General features: G+C 55.6%; 15 protein-coding genes. 5 read left to right on the forward strand and 10 right to left on the reverse strand.

Going from position 1 to position 17,281, the window contains the following annotated elements:
• Positions 1-339: 339 nt before the first annotated feature.
• The 3 genes from FQK12_RS00855 (at position 340) to FQK12_RS00865 (ending at position 5,216) form a co-directional block, all read left to right on the forward strand.
• The gene (locus FQK12_RS00855; protein WP_032693376.1) at positions 340-954 is read left to right on the forward strand and encodes a TetR/AcrR family transcriptional regulator; all 615 of its coding nucleotides are present in this window, start codon (positions 340-342) and stop codon (positions 952-954) included.
• 75 nt (positions 955-1,029) lie between these two features.
• On the forward strand, positions 1,030-2,139 hold the full coding sequence (locus FQK12_RS00860) for an efflux RND transporter periplasmic adaptor subunit (RefSeq protein ID WP_014228711.1): 1,110 nt from the start codon (positions 1,030-1,032) through the stop codon (positions 2,137-2,139).
• Positions 2,136-5,216: an efflux RND transporter permease subunit gene (locus tag FQK12_RS00865; RefSeq protein ID WP_014228712.1), complete on the forward strand. Its 3,081-nt coding sequence runs from the start codon at positions 2,136-2,138 to the stop codon at positions 5,214-5,216. The genes FQK12_RS00860 and FQK12_RS00865 overlap by 4 nt, the downstream gene beginning before the upstream one ends.
• 191 nt (positions 5,217-5,407) lie before the next feature.
• Here the strand turns inward: FQK12_RS00865 and FQK12_RS00870 are convergent, their stop codons facing one another.
• From FQK12_RS00870 to FQK12_RS00885, 4 genes are read right to left on the reverse strand one after another with little or no spacing between them, the layout of a single operon-like run.
• Complete coding sequence (locus tag FQK12_RS00870; protein ID WP_014228713.1) at positions 5,408-5,779, reverse strand: aromatic amino acid transport family protein; 372 nt, start codon at positions 5,777-5,779, stop codon at positions 5,408-5,410.
• A 38-nt stretch (positions 5,780-5,817) separates the two neighbouring features.
• Entirely contained in the window at positions 5,818-7,047 is a 1,230-nt protein-coding gene (locus FQK12_RS00875) for an aminotransferase class I/II-fold pyridoxal phosphate-dependent enzyme (RefSeq protein ID WP_014228714.1), read from the reverse strand.
• Positions 7,020-8,159, reverse strand: coding sequence for an MFS transporter (locus FQK12_RS00880; protein ID WP_014228715.1), 1,140 nt, complete (start codon positions 8,157-8,159; stop codon positions 7,020-7,022). Before FQK12_RS00880 ends, FQK12_RS00875 begins: the two co-directional genes overlap by 28 nt.
• Positions 8,160-8,203: 44 nt before the next feature.
• Positions 8,204-9,106, reverse strand: coding sequence for a DMT family transporter (locus FQK12_RS00885; RefSeq protein ID WP_014228716.1), 903 nt, complete (start codon positions 9,104-9,106; stop codon positions 8,204-8,206).
• A 213-nt stretch (positions 9,107-9,319) separates the two neighbouring features.
• On the opposite strand from FQK12_RS00885, the gene FQK12_RS00890 reads away from it, so the two are divergent.
• Positions 9,320-10,411 (forward strand): iron-containing redox enzyme family protein, encoded by a 1,092-nt coding sequence (locus tag FQK12_RS00890; RefSeq protein WP_014228717.1) that lies wholly within the window; start codon positions 9,320-9,322, stop codon positions 10,409-10,411.
• Here FQK12_RS00890 and FQK12_RS00895 read toward each other — a convergent pair.
• From FQK12_RS00895 to FQK12_RS00915, 5 genes are all read right to left on the reverse strand, one after another.
• On the reverse strand, positions 10,391-10,969 hold the full coding sequence (locus FQK12_RS00895) for a TetR/AcrR family transcriptional regulator (protein ID WP_004849617.1): 579 nt from the start codon (positions 10,967-10,969) through the stop codon (positions 10,391-10,393). The two genes, FQK12_RS00890 and FQK12_RS00895, sit on opposite strands and share 21 nt — an antisense overlap.
• Before the next feature lie 433 nt (positions 10,970-11,402).
• Complete coding sequence (locus tag FQK12_RS00900) at positions 11,403-12,368, reverse strand: aminotransferase class IV (RefSeq protein WP_014228718.1); 966 nt, start codon at positions 12,366-12,368, stop codon at positions 11,403-11,405.
• A gap of 15 nt (positions 12,369-12,383) precedes the next feature.
• On the reverse strand, positions 12,384-13,163 hold the full coding sequence (locus FQK12_RS00905; protein ID WP_014228719.1) for an amino acid ABC transporter ATP-binding protein: 780 nt from the start codon (positions 13,161-13,163) through the stop codon (positions 12,384-12,386).
• A 16-nt stretch (positions 13,164-13,179) separates the two neighbouring features.
• Positions 13,180-13,845, reverse strand: coding sequence for an amino acid ABC transporter permease (locus tag FQK12_RS00910; protein ID WP_014228720.1), 666 nt, complete (start codon positions 13,843-13,845; stop codon positions 13,180-13,182).
• Between the two features lie 13 nt (positions 13,846-13,858).
• Entirely contained in the window at positions 13,859-14,530 is a 672-nt protein-coding gene (locus FQK12_RS00915) for an amino acid ABC transporter permease (protein WP_014228721.1), read from the reverse strand.
• A gap of 142 nt (positions 14,531-14,672) precedes the next feature.
• Here FQK12_RS00915 and FQK12_RS00920 point away from each other — a divergent pair, with 142 nt between their 5' ends.
• Positions 14,673-16,082, forward strand: coding sequence for an MmgE/PrpD family protein (locus tag FQK12_RS00920; RefSeq protein WP_014228722.1), 1,410 nt, complete (start codon positions 14,673-14,675; stop codon positions 16,080-16,082).
• A 4-nt stretch (positions 16,083-16,086) separates the two neighbouring features.
• Here the strand turns inward: FQK12_RS00920 and FQK12_RS00925 are convergent, their stop codons facing one another.
• Positions 16,087-16,911, reverse strand: a complete 825-nt coding sequence (locus tag FQK12_RS00925; RefSeq protein ID WP_014228723.1) for a transporter substrate-binding domain-containing protein — start codon at positions 16,909-16,911, stop codon at positions 16,087-16,089.
• Between the last annotated feature and the right edge of the window lie 370 nt (positions 16,912-17,281).

Genomic DNA, 17,281 nt, shown 5'->3' on the forward strand with positions numbered 1-17,281 from the left:
AAATCCGTCGTCCTTACTCTCCATCGGGAGCGCCCTGAGGACGGCCTTAGCCCGCTGAGAAAAGCGGGCGTCACGCCGTAGCGTTCACTTCCATCATTGAGATAAGCTGTCATAGGTGAGCCGATGCTTTTGTTGGCAAAGGATTTTGTCTGATACAATTTTGCTCGGGGAGCATCCGAATCTGGCCCAACAGCGTATGTCGCCTGACGCGGACGCTTCGGGCAGGTGCCGTCACCTGTGAGGATGATATTGCGCGATCCTGAAACAAGTCGAAATCGTGACTTAATTCTAAAATGGTCACTTGTTGTCAATCAAGGCGCATCACGCTAAGCTGAAAAAATGACTAAGAATATGAACGTTCCATCATCACGCGGCCCGCTCGATCACAGCGTCCGGGAGCAAATCGTCGACGCTGCCTTTGAGCATTTCGGGCATTACGGCTATGAAAAAACCACCGTGGCGGAGCTGGCTAAATCTATCGGTTTTTCAAAATCTTATATCTATAAGTTTTTTGAATCCAAACAGGCTATCGGCGAAGTGATCTGCGCTAACCGCCTGGAAATGATCATGGCCGCAGTACTCTCAGCGGTGGCTGACGCGCCGTCAGCCAGCGAAAAATTACGCCGTCTCTTCCGGGCGCTGACTGAAGCGGGGAGCGAACTCTTTTTTCACGATCGTAAACTCTACGATATTGCCGCCGTCGCCTCGCGGGAGAAGTGGCCTTCAACAGAAAGGTATGCGGAACGGCTGTTAAAGCTGATTGAGAGCATTCTTGTTGAAGGCAGGCAGGCCGGGGAGTTCGAAAGGAAAACCCCCCTTGATGAAACCACTTATGCGATATACATGGTGATGTGCCCCTTCATCAATCCTGTTCAACTGCAGTTTAATCTCGAAACGGCCCCAACGGCGGCGGTTCTTCTCTCGTCGCTGATTTTAAGAAGCCTGGCCCCCTGATTTGTGACCATTGACTTTATTGGTCACTAGTCTGAGAATGCGGAAACCATCCTGTTATTTGATTAAGGGTTTCCCATGCTCAGGCTTCATTCAGCCCGCTTTGCCGCTTGTCTTCTGCCGTTGGCCCTCGTGGCCTGCGGTGATAACGCCTCGAGTGACGATCCGCGCACCCAGCCGCCGCTCGTCAGATCCGCATCCGTAGAACTCGCGCACGATACCTCTCGCGCCTATACCGGCGTGGTGGTGGCAAGAACGCAAAGCGATCTTGGTTTTAGAGTGCAGGGTAAGATCCTTGAACGCTTTGTTGATACTGGCCAGACCGTTAAGCGCGGTCAGCCGCTGATGCGGCTGGATCCCGCCGACCTGAAGCTGCAGGCCGTGGCTCAGCAACAGGCCGTTGACGCCGCCAGGGCGCGGGCGCGAAAAGCCATCAGCGATGAGGCGCGCTACCGTGGCCTCGTTGGCGCTGGCGCAGTCTCCGCCTCGGAGTATGACCAGATCAAAGCGGCGGCAGATTCCGCGAAAGCGGATCTCAGCGCAGCCCAAGCGCAGGCAAACGTGGCGCAAAATGCCACGGGCTATGCCGTGCTGCTGGCGGACTCTGACGGCGTGGTGATGGAGACGCTTGCCGAACCCGGTCAGGTTGTCAGTGCCGGGCAGGCGGTGATCCGGCTGGCCAGAGCGGGGCAGCGTGAGGCGCTGGTACAGCTGCCGGAGACGCTGCGCCCTGCCATCGGCAGCGAAGCGCTGGCGACGCGCTATGGCGACGAAACGCAGCCCGTCGCCGCAAAACTGCGCCTGCTTTCCGATGCCGCCGATGCCACCACCCGTACCTTTGAGGCGCGGTACGTGCTGGAAGGCCCGTTAGCCAACGCGCCGCTGGGGGCGACCGTAACGCTGCACATCAAAAAACAGAGTGGGGAAAGCCAGGTCATGCAGGTACCGCTGGCCGCGCTTTATGATGCGGGCAAGGGACCGGGCGTCTGGCGGATCTCCGCGCAGCCAGCCAGGGTCGCATGGCAGCCCGTCAAGGTGCTGAGCGTGGGCGAGGAGGCGGCGCAGGTAACGGGCGAGGTGAAGCCCGGTGAGGAGATCGTTGCGCTAGGGGCGCATCTTCTGCACGAGGGCGAGGCTGTCCGCCTGGCCGGGCAACCGGATACGGCCCGGACGGGGGATAAACCATGAGCCAGGGCCGCTTTAACCTGTCAGCGCTTGCGGTGCGCGAGCGCTCGGTCACGCTGTTTTTAATTATTCTGGTGACTATCGCCGGTATTTACGCCTTTTTTGGCCTCGGGCGAGCGGAGGATCCCCCCTTTACGGTTAAGCAAATGACGGTTATCACCGTCTGGCCCGGCGCGACCGCGCAGGAGATGCAGGATCAGGTGGCTGAGCCGCTGGAAAAACGCCTGCAGGAGCTCAAATGGTATGACCGCACGGAAACCTATACCCGGCCCGGCATGGCCTTTATCACGCTCTCACTCCAGGACAATACGCCGCCATCACAGGTGCAGGAAGAGTTCTACCAGGCGCGGAAGAAGCTTGGCGATGAAAGCAGAAACCTCCCCGCCGGCGTGACGGGGCCGATGATAAATGATGAATTTGCCGACGTCACTTTCGCCCTGTTTGCGCTGAAAGCGAAAGGAGAACCGCAGCGCCTGCTGGTCCGCGATGCCGAAACGTTACGCCAGCAGCTCCTGCACGTCCCGGGGGTCAAGAAAGTCAATATTATCGGCGAACAGGCCGAACGGATTTATATCTCTTTCTCCCATGAGCGTCTGGCTACCATGGGGCTCTCGCCGCAGGATATTTTCAATGCGCTGAATAACCAGAACGCATTAACCGCGGCAGGTTCAATTGAAACGCGCGGCGCGCAGATCTTTATCCGCCTCGATGGCGCTTTCGATGAATTGCAGAAGATCCGCGATACGCCATTTATTGCTCAGGGTAAAACGCTCAAGCTGTCCGACGTGGCAACGGTAGAACGCGGTTATGAAGATCCGCCCACTTTGCAGATTCGTAATCAACATGAACCGGCGCTGCTGCTGGGGATCGTGATGCGTGAAGGCTGGAATGGGCTGGCGTTGGGTAAAGCGCTGGATGCCGAAACGGCAAAAATCAATGCCAGTATGCCGCTGGGGATGACCCTGACGAAAGTCACCGATCAGTCCGTGAATATCAGCGCCGCAGTCGATGAGTTTATGATCAAATTCTTCGTCGCCCTGCTCGTGGTGATGGTGGTCTGTTTTGTCAGCATGGGGTGGCGCGTGGGGGTCGTGGTCGCGGCGGCGGTTCCCCTGACGCTGGCGGTTGTTTTTGTGGTGATGGAGGCCGCCGGTATCAACTTTGACCGCGTGACGCTGGGCTCCCTGATTCTTGCGCTGGGCTTACTGGTTGACGACGCGATAATCGCCATCGAAATGATGGTGGTGAAAATGGAGGAGGGCTACGACAGAATCAAAGCTTCCGCCTACGCCTGGAGCCATACCGCCGCGCCCATGCTGGCCGGTACCCTGGTCACGGCTATCGGCTTTATGCCGAATGGTTTCGCCCAGTCCACCGCCGGGGAATACACCAGCAATATGTTCTGGATTGTTGGCCTCGCCCTGATTGCCTCATGGCTGGTCGCCGTTGTTTTCACCCCTTATCTGGGGGTGAAAATGCTGCCGGATATCGCAAAGGTAGAAGGGGGGCATACCGCCATCTATGACACGCCGCGCTATAACCGCTTTCGCCGCCTGCTGACCCGCGTTATCGCCAGGAAATGGCTCGTGGCCGGTTCCGTCATCGCGCTTTTCGCGCTGGCGGTCATGGGGATGGGGCTGGTAAAAAAACAGTTTTTCCCCACCTCTGACCGCCCGGAAGTGCTCGTTGAAGTGCAGATGCCCTATGGCACCTCGATTGAGCAGACCAGCGCGGCAACGGTCAAAATAGAGGACTGGTTGGAAAAACAGCCGGAAGCCAGGATAGTTACCGCCTACATTGGCCAGGGTTCACCGCGTTTTTACCTGGCGATGGCCCCCGAACTTCCCGACCCGTCGTTTGCCAAAATAGTGATATTGACGGACAGCCAGGCATCACGCGATGCGCTCAAATTGCGGCTGCGGCAAGCCGTAGCCAGCGGACTGGCGCCTGAAGCACGCGTTCGCGTGACGCAGCTGGTGTTTGGCCCGTATTCCCCTTTCCCGGTCGCCTGGCGAGTGATGGGGCCGGATACCGATACACTGCGCGACATCGCGGACCGGGTTAAGGGCGTGCTGCAGGCAAGCCCGATGATGAGGACCGTCAACACCGACTGGGGATCGCGCGTGCCGACACTGCATTTCACCCTCGATCAGGACCGTCTACAGGCAACCGGCTTAACGTCCAATGCCGTTGCTCAGCAGCTCCAGTTCCTGCTATCGGGCATTCCCATCACCGCCGTGCGGGAAGATATTCGCTCGGTGCAGGTGACGGGGCGCGCCGCGGGGGATATACGTCTGGATCCGGCCAAAATTGAAGGGTTTAGCCTGGTCGGCAATGCGGGCCAGCGCATCCCGCTCGCGCAAATCGGGAAGGTGGAGGTCAGAATGGAAGATCCTTTACTGCGTCGCCGCGACAGAACGCCCACGATTACCGTGCGGGGGGATATTGCCGATAATCTTCAGCCGCCGGACGTTTCCGCCTCCATCATGAAACAGCTGCAGCCGATTGTGGACTCGCTTCCGCCGGGGTACCGCATCGAAATGGCGGGTTCAATTGAGGAATCGGCTAAAGCCACCCGGGCGATGGCGCCGCTGTTCCCCATCATGATCGCCCTGACGCTGCTGATCATCATTGTGCAGGTGCGCTCAATGTCGGCCATGGTTATGGTATTTCTAACCGCTCCGCTCGGGCTTGTCGGCGTGGTTCCCGCGCTGCTGCTTTTCAATCAGCCATTTGGTATCAACGCCCTCGTCGGGCTGATCGCGCTTTCGGGCATTCTGATGCGTAATACGCTGATTCTTATCGGGCAGATTCACCATAATGAGAAAGAAGGTCTCGATCCGTACCATTCGGTCATCGAAGCGACGGTGCAGAGAGCCAGGCCCGTCTTACTGACGGCCATGGCCGCCGTTCTGGCGTTCATTCCTCTGACCCATTCGGTGTTCTGGGGGACGCTCGCCTATACCCTGATTGGCGGGACGTTGGGGGGAACCGTCATGACGCTGGTGTTCTTGCCCGCCATGTATGCGATCTGGTTCAGGATCCGTCCTGAAGCCCGGCGCCATGCTGAACAACATTAAGGCGCTCGTCTGCCTGCTCAACGAACGCCTGGCGTGACCGTCCGAAAGCAGAGAAAAGCGCCGCAGTCCGCGGCGCTTTTCATCACGCCTGAATATAGCGATGAATATTGGGCCCCATGGTGTATTGTTCGGCTGTCAGATTGGGAAAACCGGGAGTTTTTGAATATTCGGGTTATCCCGGTTCTTTTTTATTAAAGAAAAGCGTAAATCATCAGTAGCCAGAGTATGGCTCCAACGGCAATAATCATTTTCAGGATGAAGTTACTGGCTGGGAAAAAATACACCGCCGGCAGTGCGGAACGCCTGGCCTTAATAAGTAAATAAGGCGGCAATAATATACTCCACAGCACCAGCGAGATGCCGGCAAAGGCCAGGGCAGACAAAAATCCTTGCGGGGCAAAAATAGAGGCTAGCGCGGCAGGAAAATAGGTCAAAAATATGGCCAGCGGGCGTGAGCCCCGGCGGTTAATTTTGTTCAGCATATCCTCGAGATAATCACTCAAACCGATTGAGGCTAACATCAGTGAGGCTAAAACGGCAATACATCCAAAAGAGTCCAGCATCCGTAGGCGGCCTGCCGAAGCAGGCCGGCAGCAGCTATTTATTTCGTGGCTTCAGCCAATGATTCTCTGAAGTTTTTATGGAAGTCGTCGATTTGCCCGCTCTCGTGGAGCGCCGACAATGCGCAGCGCAGAATGGCGTGCCCTTCTTCAACGGTTGGATACATCGCCACGGTCGTCGCGAAGCCGCGATCGTGCAGTTTTTTGCACATCGTGATGGCGAGATCTTCGTTACCAATCAGGATCCCCCGAATCGGCATCGTCGTACCCCGGTTAACGATGTCGATCTTGCCGAAAACTTCGTCAAAATAGCGAATGACGTTCTGAAGCTTCTCCTGGCGGGCAGCGACGGTGCCGTCCAGGTGGAGATCGGCGGCGGCTACGCAGGCGGCAATTCCAGGCAATGAAGGCGGCCCACCAAAGGCGTAGGTTGTGCCGTAGGTCTTAATAAATTTGATGGTCTCAGCGTCGCGACAGGCGATAAATCCGCCGTGTGAGCCAAAGGCTTTAGATAGCGAGCCGGCGATAATAATACGTTCGTCAAGCCGATGGCCGAGGCATGACATAACGTATCCGGAACCGTACTCTCCGTAGATAGAGGTGCCGTGCGCATCGTCTATATACGCGTAGCCGTCATACTGATGCGCCAGGCGGACAATATGCGCGACGGGGGCGACGCCGCCCATTGAGCCTACGCTGTCTGATACCGAGATCGGCGTTAATCCCTGGCTGGCCGCATAGCGAAAAGCCTCTTCAATCCGCGCCTTATCCTGAAAATCAATTCTGACGACTTCCCCAAACTGCTGTAAAAGCCCGCGGTTGATCTGCAACGTCGCGTGCGCGGTCTTCTCCATAATAAAATAGGGTTTTTTGCTGAACGTAAAATGCGGCAGCGTCCCGGATGCCAGCAGCGGCAGCACTGCGATATGGCAAGGGGTCACGGCGTTAAACGTCAGAGTATGAGCCCCATGCATGATGTCGTTCAGTCGTGCTTCCAGCTGCGGGAACAGATCGACTTTTACCCGCGTTCTGGCGACAGAAACCTGCACGCCAAAACGCTCAATGGCGTCGACAACCGCTTTTTTCAGCGCCGGGTGAGTCTCTAGCCCAAGATAAGAGCATGAGACAAATTCCACCATTTTTCTACCATCGTCGAGGGTAATGACCTTGCCGTCCCTTTTTACCGCGACCAGTTCATTAATATGTTCAGAGAATACCCGGGTCTGATATTTTAGCGACCTGTCTATTTTCCTTTTTTGCCAGTTTTCCATTGCGTTACCTTCATTGTCGTGACTACCAGAAGAGACAGAATTGCCAGCGTTAACGTGCTGGCACCGAGGGTTCTGTCAAACCCCATACCGGTATCCGTTAGTTTTACGGCGAAATAGCTGATGGCGCCGGCGCTCACCGTTTGAATAAATCCGGTGACGGACGCCGCAATACCTGTTTTGCTGCCTTTGATTTGCAGCGCGATAAAATTCGCGCTCGGGTAATAGGCGCCAAGGGTGAGGTTAAAAATCATCGAGCCGGTGATACATAATAGTAGTGAGTGGCTGCCGATAATAAATGGGGTAACCGCCAGCGCATTCAGGAGAAATAAAATCCACGGGTTAATTATTCGCTCGAATTTGGCGATCTGATTGCCAATAATAAAAAATAATACGGAAGCAGAAAAGAGCAGCGAGTAGTGCATGGTGCTTAGCCCCAGCTGCTGCATAAAAATGGCCGGCGACAGCGAGATATAGCAAAACAGCGAACTCAGAATCAGCGAAACCAGCAGCGTTCCCTGAATAAATGCCGGGGTGATAAACCCGGAAGAGGAGGGCGCCGCGGCCGCATCATGCTGCTCAAGGCGACGCGGAGAGAGCACAAGGGTGACGACGCTAAACAGGGCCATGACCAGGAATATCGAATTCCAGCTCAGATAGCCGAGGAGCGCGGCGCCGGCCAGCGGCGCAATAAGAGGAACCACCGCGCTGGCGGAAGAAATATCGGAAAGCGCGCGCTTGAGCGTTAGCGGGGAGAACGTCTCTTTAGCGATAGCTTTAGACAGGACCGGCCCGGCGCCGGCGCCAAGGGCCTGTAATGCCCTGCCGGCCAACAGCATCATTAAACTATCGGACATAAAACAGAGGAGGCTGCCCGCGAGGAAAAGCAAAAAGCTGGCCGTCAGTACGCGTAATTTACCCAGCTTTTCGCCAAGAAATCCTGATAATAACTGGCTCGCCGCGTATATCACCAGAAAACCACTAATGGTTAACTGAATAGCCGAATAATCGGTAGTAAACGCTTTTTGTAATAGGGGCAGCGCGGGCACGATCATATCTGTCGCCAGCGCGGAAACCGATGCGGCGAGAATAAGGTATAAGTATATCCTGAGCATATTAAACTCTTCGGTGAATATGGGTTAAAACGTTAGATTATTATTTATGAATACGCCGCTGCTTTTTTAGCGAATGAGCAAATCGCGATTCCGGTCAAAATTAATAGCGAGCTCAGTAAATGATAGAGATGCGGCTGGGTATGTAAAAACACAATGCTTAATATGCCGCCGGAAAGTGGAATAATATGGGTATAAATCTCACCGCGAGTCGCGCCAATAGCCGCGATGCCTTTATTCCAGAACAGGTAGGCCAGCCACGAGGGGAAAATCACCAGATACGCCAGTCCAGTAAGGAAAGCGATATCGTGGTAGGCGGCGAATGAGGTGGCGGGGTGCAGCCACAGCCAGAAAATCACCACCGGAAGCAGAATAAGGGCGCCAAGAAGCGAACTGACGGCGACGAAAGCATTGGCGGGGATACGACGATCTTTGTTACGCAACAGCGAGCAGTATACTGCCCAGCTTAGCGCCGAGCCCATTGCCCACAGATCGCCCTGGCTAAACCCTTTTAGCCCCTCTGCGTTGCTCAGGTTGCCATGCAGCAGGAGCAGCAGCACCCCTGCGGTACTAAAGATCACGCCCCACCAGTTCCGCGCCGATACCCGGTCATGGAAAATCAGGCGATTAATCATCAGCACCATACAGGGGGTCGCAGACATGTAAATCGCTGCGTTCAGCGCAGACGTCGACTGCAGACCAATATAGAGGGTTAAGGGAAAGCTCACCTGTCCACACAGCGTTAGAACCAGCAGCGTTGCGCCATTCTGGCGGAACAACGGCCGACTGTCGCGGATTTGCCGCTGATACAGCAATACCAGCAGTAGTGCGGTCAACGCCCATCTCGCTTCGGTCATGAGAATCGGATCCGCGCCCTGAACGAGAATATGCCCTACGACATAATTCCCTCCCCAAAACAGGGCCGCCAGCGTGAGTAACAGGTAAGGCATGCTCATTCCTTGCATCGCTTCGAACTGTACTAAATGGTAACTTTATTTTTTTTAATATATCAATTAAATTTTATGGTTATTGGGCGGTTTTATTATTTTTTTATTTTAAATCATATGTTTAAAAATTAGTTACCTGTGTGCAAAAAATCTGATTGCAGCATATTTGTCTGTACGATAACGTATATATACCATGCATTAAACAGGGATAAATCAATGCGTAAGACAGAAAATGGTTTCACCGGGAACGAACAACATTCCGCAATGGCCAGGCTCTCTCTGGATGACATGATTGACCAGCTTCTTCACAGCAACGCGCTTTCACTGAAACTGACGGCCAATCCGCTACTGGCGGACAGAGCCTGGTACCTGACCGAAAATACCTGTACTAAGGCTTTTACCGCCAACGATCCGCAAGCGAAAAAACGTGCCCACAGCGCGCTGTTTAAACTCTACCAGGCGTGGCTGGCGGAGCCGCTATCGGCGGCGGCAAAAAACCAGTTTCATCCATTACTCTGCGGGATCAGAAGCTACATCGAATCAGAATGGCTCCGGGTGGAAAAAAAACGTTTCAGTTTCCCGATACCCGCGCTTGACGCCGGGAATATCGTTGAGGAACTCCGTCATTTATGTCAGAAACATCCGGCTTCGCACCATCCCCTCTTTGATTTTCTCTCCTCTTCCGCCTCTGCTACGCAAATAGACTATTTCTTCAAAAGCGATAGCGCGCTCAATCTGCTGTTTTTCGATCTGGTCGCGATGGGGCTGGTCGGCTCTCTGCCAGAAACGCGTGCAGAGATTGCCCAGAACCTTTGGGATGAAATAGGCCAGGGCAGCCAGGAGTTTACGCACGTTAATCTGTATAAGGATTTGCTGAAGCGCAGAGATATTGCGCTGCCTGAAAACCATTTCGCCCATCTGTATGACTGGCAGGGGCTCGCCGGGTATAACGCGTTCATGCTGGGCGGCGTTAACCGTCAGCATTACTACAAATCGCTCGGCGTGATGGCGATGACGGAACTGCTGGACCCGCCGCAGTACCAGAAGCTCGTGACCGGGTGCCGTCGCATTGGCCTTACGGATCGCGACGTGCATTATTACGCGGAACATATCGAGGTTGATATCGGTCACGCCGATGGGTGGCTGAATAACGTTATCGTTCCGATCGGCAATAAAAACCCGGCTGCGCTGGAGGAGGTCTACGTTGGCGCAGCGCTGCGTCTTCAGACCTGCTGCGATTACTACGATTGTCTGCTGGAGGCGTTACGTACCGTTGTTGAACGCGAGTCAGAGGGTGCCGCCCTCTGAATAAATAAGCGCTTTTGCCGCGCTCCAGGCCGTTATTCCGGGAGGGATCTCCCGGCATTCCGAGGACTCCGCCTGCTGAGCGGCAATGGCGCCGTCAATCAGCATGAGCATCATCATCGCCACCCGTTCCGCAGGTTCCGGTTTTAACAGCAGGGTAAGAATGTCGCGGAAAAACTGGTAGAGGCGCGATTTAAACCGTGAGCATGTCGCCCGGATAGCGGAAGACGAGGTTCCATATTCAAACAGGGCGCGGGTGAACATGCAGCCGTGGAAATCCTCACAGGTGAACCAGTTATTGTAATATTCGAAGACGGCAAACAGCTTCTCGCGGCCTGAAGGTTTATCGGCGGTAATCTCCTGCAGCGCCTGCATAAACTCACTCTCTTTCTGCTGTAAAATATCAAGAATGAGCGCCTCTTTATCCGCATAGTAGCGGTAGAAGGTCATTTTGGAGATGCCCGCATTCTCCGATATCCGGTCAATACTCGGCGACTGATACCCCTCTTTGTTAAACAGAGACATTGACTGGCGGATAATTTCCGCTTGTTTTGGCTTCATACTGTTTCCCGTGGAATGAAGTAATACAGAGGGTTTCTGGTAGCGAGCAGTCATTCATTTGATATGGCGGGCGGCACGCTGCAACGACGTATGCGCAATGTCATCCCGATGGCCGATATCCCAGCCCCTGCGGTGAGCGGCATCAGTGAACGCGTTGACCCATAAAAATTGTTGTCGATTCTTACATCCGGCTGCAAAAAAAGCAAAAATCCCTCAGGCGATCTTTGCGCTGCGCGAATCAGGGCTGCGCTGGGCCGCCACGTTATGCCCTTAGCCCTCCACGCTGCGCGCGGGGAGGATAAAGAGAGGCCCGGGAGAAGTCAGCATCCCCCCCGAACAGGGGGTGATGTTTTTGTGATGCACATCATAAAATAACGCCTGGTTATTGTGATGTTATTTGCAGTCAATGGATTTGCATTTGAATCAACCCGCGCTATCTCTGCGGGTTTTTTTTCGTCCGGCGATGGTCGGCGGGCGGCGACTCCGCCTGCTGTAAATAGTCCTGATACCAGCCGCTGATACGTCGGGTCACCGGATTTTCGTTGAGGTCGAAGCGCCTGCCGTCGAGCCTGTTTACCGGGGTAATACCTGCCAGCGTTCCGGTGACAAAAGCTTCGTCCGCAGTGAAGGCTTCGGCAAGGGTAAAGGATCTTTCCTGCACGCCGAGGCCCTGCTGGCGCGCCAGTGACAAGATCGTGTGGCGGGTAATACCGTTAAAGCAGTACAGGCCGTTTGAGGTCCACAGCTCGCCCTGGCGTACGATAAAAAAGTTGGTGGAATTGCAGCTGGCGACAAACCCATGAGGGTCCAGCATCAGCGCTTCATCTGCGCCGGCGTCCAGCGCCTGCAATAGCGCCTGGATCAAATTCAGGCGGCTGTGGGAATTAAGACGCAAATCGAAAACATCCGGCGCGCTGGTACGATAGGTCGAGGTGAGCAGGGCAAGGCCGCGCCGTTTGGCCTGTTCATCCACAACCTTATATTCCGCCACGCAGACGATAGTGGCGCCGCCGAGGATAAAGCGCGGGTCCTGATTTGGCGTGCGCTTTTTGCCGCGGGTGATCATGAGCCGCAGATGGGCGCCGTCCGTCATACCGTTGATCTTCAGCGTGCTGTACATAATATCGGTTAGCTCCTCACGACTATGGCCGATATTGAGCTGGATAGCGGCCGCCCCGGCAAACAGGCGATCGAGATGCGCCTGAAGGGCGATCAGCTTGCCGTTCACCAGCCGCAGCCCCTCCCAGACCCCGTCGCCGCAGACGTAGCCGGAATCGAAAACGGAAACCGTGGCGCGATCGCGGTGAACGAATTCGCCGTTGACGTACACCTGCACATTGTCGTTGCGCGTATCCTGCAGGTACGCCTGACTGCTTTGAGCGGAGAGAGCTAAACTCATCATGTTTCCTTGCGGTTAAAATGCCCGTTCAGCGAAACGGGAAAGGAAGGCCTGGGTGCGCGGTTGGCGCGGATGGCGCAGCACCTCTTCCGGGGTGCCCATTTCATGAATCACGCCGTTTTCGATAAAAATCACCCGATCGGCGAAATGCCAGGCAAAGCCCAGCTCATGAGTGACCAGCAGCAGCGTCCGCCCCTCATCTGCCAGTTCACGGATGGTATGCAGCACTTCCCCCACGAGTTCAGGGTCGAGGGACGAGGTGGGCTCATCGAACAATATTATCTCTGGCGCCATTGCCAGGGCGCGAGCAATAGCGACGCGCTGCTGTTGACCGCCGGACAGGCTGCCGGGCCAGGCCTGGTGCTTATGGCCGAGCCCCACTTTTTCCAACTGCGCGTGGGCAATGCGCATCGCCTCTTCGCGACGCATCTTTTTCACCGATATCAGGGCTTCGCTGACATTTTGCAGCACCGTGAGATGCGGGAAGAGATTAAATTGCTGAAACACCATCCCCACGCGCTGGCGAACATCGCTCAGCTGTTTTTCGCTATAGCGCCGCTGACCGCGGCTGTCGATTTTACCGAGGGTAACGCCGTCCAGTTCTACGGTGCCAGCGCTGGGTATTTCCATAAAGTTCAGACAGCGCAGCAGGGTGCTCTTACCCGAGCCGCTGCCGCCAATGATGGCGATTTTCTCACCGGCATAGATATCTAAATCGATGCCCTGTAACACGCTTTGCGCACCAAAGCGTTTGTGCAGGGCGCGTATCCGCATGACGACTTTTTTCTCTGACATGGCCTTTCTCATCATATTAAGGATGTGGACGGTAGCGGCGCTCCAGACGTGCCGCCAGGTAACTTCCGGGCCAGATCAGCACAAAATAGAGCAGGGCGACGACGGTGAAAATCTCCACCGGACGATACCAGGTACTGCTTAGCAGCCTGCCCTGATACATCAGTTCGTTAACCGTGAGAATCGAGGCCAGGGAGGTCACCTTCGCCAGTTCAATCATGCGGTTTGTCAGGGCTGGCAACATACGGCGAAATACCTGCGGCAGGATAATACGCCGCAGCATCACGCCCGGCGGCATGCCTAAGGCTTTTGCCCCTTCCCACTGCCCGCGTTCGATGGACTGTAGCCCGGCGCGAAAAATCTCGGTGCTGTAGGCGGCGGTGTACAGGGTTAACGCCAGCGCGGCGGCGCCAAAAGTGGAAAACTGAATGCCCACCAGCACCGGAAAGGCATAGTAGAACCAGATGAGCTGGATAAGCACCGGCGTATTGCGGAACACCTCGACAAAGGCGCTGGTAAGGGGATAAAAATAGCGCGGCCCGCGGGCACGGACGACGCCAACGGCAAGCCCGATCAGCGTGCCGACAATTCCCGCCAGCAGCCATAGCTCCAGCGTAACGCCCAGTCCCTTCAACAGTACCGGCAAGTTTTGCCAGACAAGGGAAAAGTCCCACTGATAATGCATGGTTGTTCTCTCGTTAACGTGAGTCGGAGACGGCAAGGCGTCGTTCAAGCAGCTGGCTGCCCTGGCTGATAATCAGCAGCAGAGTGAAGTACATCACCGCAATAAGCGAATACACTTCCAGGGGCCGGTAAGTCTGACTGTTGATTTGCATCGCCTGATACAGCAGCTCGCTGTACGCCAGAGACGAAGCAAGGGCGGTGGATTTGAGCAGTTCGAAAGAACGCTCAAGGAAAGGAGGAATCATTCTGCGCAGCGCCTGAGGGAAAATGACCCGGCGGAGCGCGGTGGCGCGCGACATGCCCAACGCCTTCGCGCCTTCCCATTGTCCGTCGCCGATCGACTGGATGCCGCCGCGGTAAACTTCGGCATAAAACGCGGCCGACTGGGAGGAGAGCGCCAGTACCGCGGCAGCAAACGGCGAGAGCGTCAGCGGGCTGACGACTGGCAGAGCGTAGTAGATCCAGAAGAAGTGGACGATAGCGGGAGTATTACGATAAAAGCCGATCAGTATCAGCGCCGGAAGACGGAAGAGCATTAGCGGCGAGGCCTTCATCAACGCCAGCGCAATGCCGGCCAGCATGCCGAATAAAATACTGGTGACGCCGATCTGAATGGTACCCCACAGCCCCTCCAGCAACAGCATGCGATATGGCCAGATGGCGGCAAAATCCCATTGATACGACATAGTTCTGGAACCCCTGAAAAACGCAAAACGATGGTGATGGTTTTAGAACGACATCATCTTAGCAGTAGCGAAATGTGATAATTAAATAATAAAAACCATTGCTATTATCTCTTTTGGTTATAAATATTTACGCGAGAAAGCAATGCCAGACTCTGATTCCTTAACCGCTACGCTGGCGCGTTTTGCCGGCGAACTCACCCCGGCTGCGATACCGGCGTCGGTGAAAGCCAGGATCGCTCTGCATTTTATCGATAGCCTGGGCTGCGGCGTTGCCGGCTGCGAAGACAGCGTGCTGCGGAAAAGCACGCGGGTTATTCGTAGCCAGTACGCGACCGGCAGAAGCGCGGTGCTCGACGGTGGAACTCCGCTCTCCGCCAGCGGCGCCGCGTTCCTCAACGCCGCTGCGATAAACGCGCTGGATTATGACGATGGTTTTGAAGTCGCCGGGCGGGGGATGGGGCATCCCGGCGCCACGCTGGTGGCCGGGGCGCTGGCTGCGGTGGGCCAGGGCGGGCTGGTCAGCGGCGGGGCGTTGCTGACCTCTCTGGTGGCGGCCTGGGAAATCAATAGCCGCGTGATTATCTCTCAGCAGCCGAGTCCTGAACGGTTTCAACAAGTGTACGGCGTGTGCCAGCACGAATCGCTGGGGGCGGCGGTGGCGTATGGTTTACTGCGCGGCTGCGATGCCGCGGGGCTGGAAAATAGCCTGGGACTGGCCGCCTCGTTAACCCCTTTGCCCACGTTGCATAAATACAACTGGCAGGCGCGTCCACTGGTTTCGTTTAAGGATTACAACGCGCCGGCGGCAGAGGCCGGCGTACGCGCGGTGGAGCTACACCTCGCGGGGATAGTGGGGCCGCGCGAGATACTCGATGGTGAACAGGGGTTCTGGCGGATGTCAGGCTCCGACCGTTTTCAGCCAGAACGGCTGACGGAGCATCTGGCGACGCACTGGCAGCTCAGGCACGCCAGTTTCAAAGACTATCCGGTATGCCGCTGGATGCATACCGCGCTGGCGTCGTTTGAGCGTCTGCTGGACCGTATTCCGTCGCCAGAGTCGATTGAGCGGATTCGCGTTTACGGTAGTTTTACCCTGGCCCGTTTTTTCGCCGACGCGCGTCCCGTCAGCAATACCGATGCGCAGTTCAGTCTGCCGCTGGCGATAGCCTGCCTGGCGTTTAAAATCGCGCGTCACCAGTGGAGCAGCGATCGGACGCGCGGCGCGGCGCCACTCCTTGCCTTCGCTGACCGGGTTGAAATCATCGCCGATGAGACCTTTGAACAGCTGATGCTGCAGCATCGCCGTCCCGCCGCGCGCGTGGACATTGTGGTAAAGGGAAGGACGATCGCCGGAGAGCGTATCGACTTCCCGCCGGGGTGTGCAGAAAATCCGCTGCCGGAACAGCGGATCGTGGATAAATGCGTGGCCAACCTATCATCACGCCTCAGCGCGCCGCGGGCAGCGCGGCTGATTGACGCTCTGCTGGATATGGAACGCTGCGCGGACATTGGCGCGGCAATCTCGCCGCTTCTGTCCGCGCCAGGAGAGTAGTCGCTTATTTCCACTCTTCTTTAATCACCGAGGGCACTTTGCTGATATCCACACCGCGTAGCTTAAGGGCGTCTTCATAAAACTGTTTGCTCTGTCCCGACTGGTAAATTTTGGCAAACTCTTCATTCAGAAAGTTGCGGAAGCGGGGATCGCTCTCTTTGCGCAGCGCGCCGCCGGTGCTGATGGCAATAATCGGTTTTGGCAGAATCAGGTTGCCTTTGTGCACTTTTGCCTGCTGCAGAGCCAGCGCCGGGTGAACGTACGAGAGGGCGTCGACGCGTCCGGCGTAGAAGGCTGCGACGCCTTCATCCATATTGGTAAAGCGCACCAGCTGCACTTTGGGTAATTTTTTGGTCAGTATCAGGTCCGGGCTGCTGCCGAGCGTGACGCCAATCTTAATATCCGGGCGATTGAGATCTTCCCAGCTCTCGGCCTTCACGCCGTCGCGGATCAGGACCCCCTGCGCATACCAGAGGAAGGGCTGGTCGGAAAAGTCGGCGGCTTTGCGGCGTTCATCGGTGGGGTCCAGCACCAGCATGGTATCAATCTGGCCGGCCTGCAGCGCGGCGACCGCATTTCCCCAGGTGGTCTCCACCGGCACCAGTTTTACGCCTAAATCTTTTGCCAGTACTTTACCCACGTTATAGCCAATGCCGTTCCACTGACCGGTGGCTGGATCTTTGAAATACCACGGTTCCCCCTGCGCGACGCCGACGCGCAGTTCGCCCGATTGCTTAATATGATCCCAGGTGGACTCTTCGGCATGGCTGAAAAAAGGCGCGGCGGCGATCGCCAGCGACAACAGCAATTTATGAATTTTTGTTGGCATATTTTTACCCTGATGAGAAAGTCATTTCTGAAAAACAACGTATTACGCGAACACGATAACGGAGTTTGTTATCAGTGCATTATTATTTTTTGGTTTAACTCATGCCCGAATGTTATTTGCTGATACCTAACCGGTTTCGCTTAAATTACGGCGCGTTGCACATATTATTCATAACTTAATGCGCTATTGTTCTAAGGTGCTTTATTTCCGTCGCCGAATTTAAAAATTCCGATCTGGTGGGAGTCATAGTTTGCTGGGACGTTAAAAATATCACTTCTGACAGCCAGGCTTATAAAAGAGCGACAATAATTGCCAGACGAGCGCGTCCCCGGCCTGAAAATGATATCGCCGCGTCCCTCACGCAGCGTCA

Source organism: Klebsiella sp. ME-303 (assembly GCF_007910085.1).
Taxonomy (GTDB): Bacteria; Pseudomonadota; Gammaproteobacteria; order Enterobacterales; family Enterobacteriaceae; genus Klebsiella; species Klebsiella michiganensis.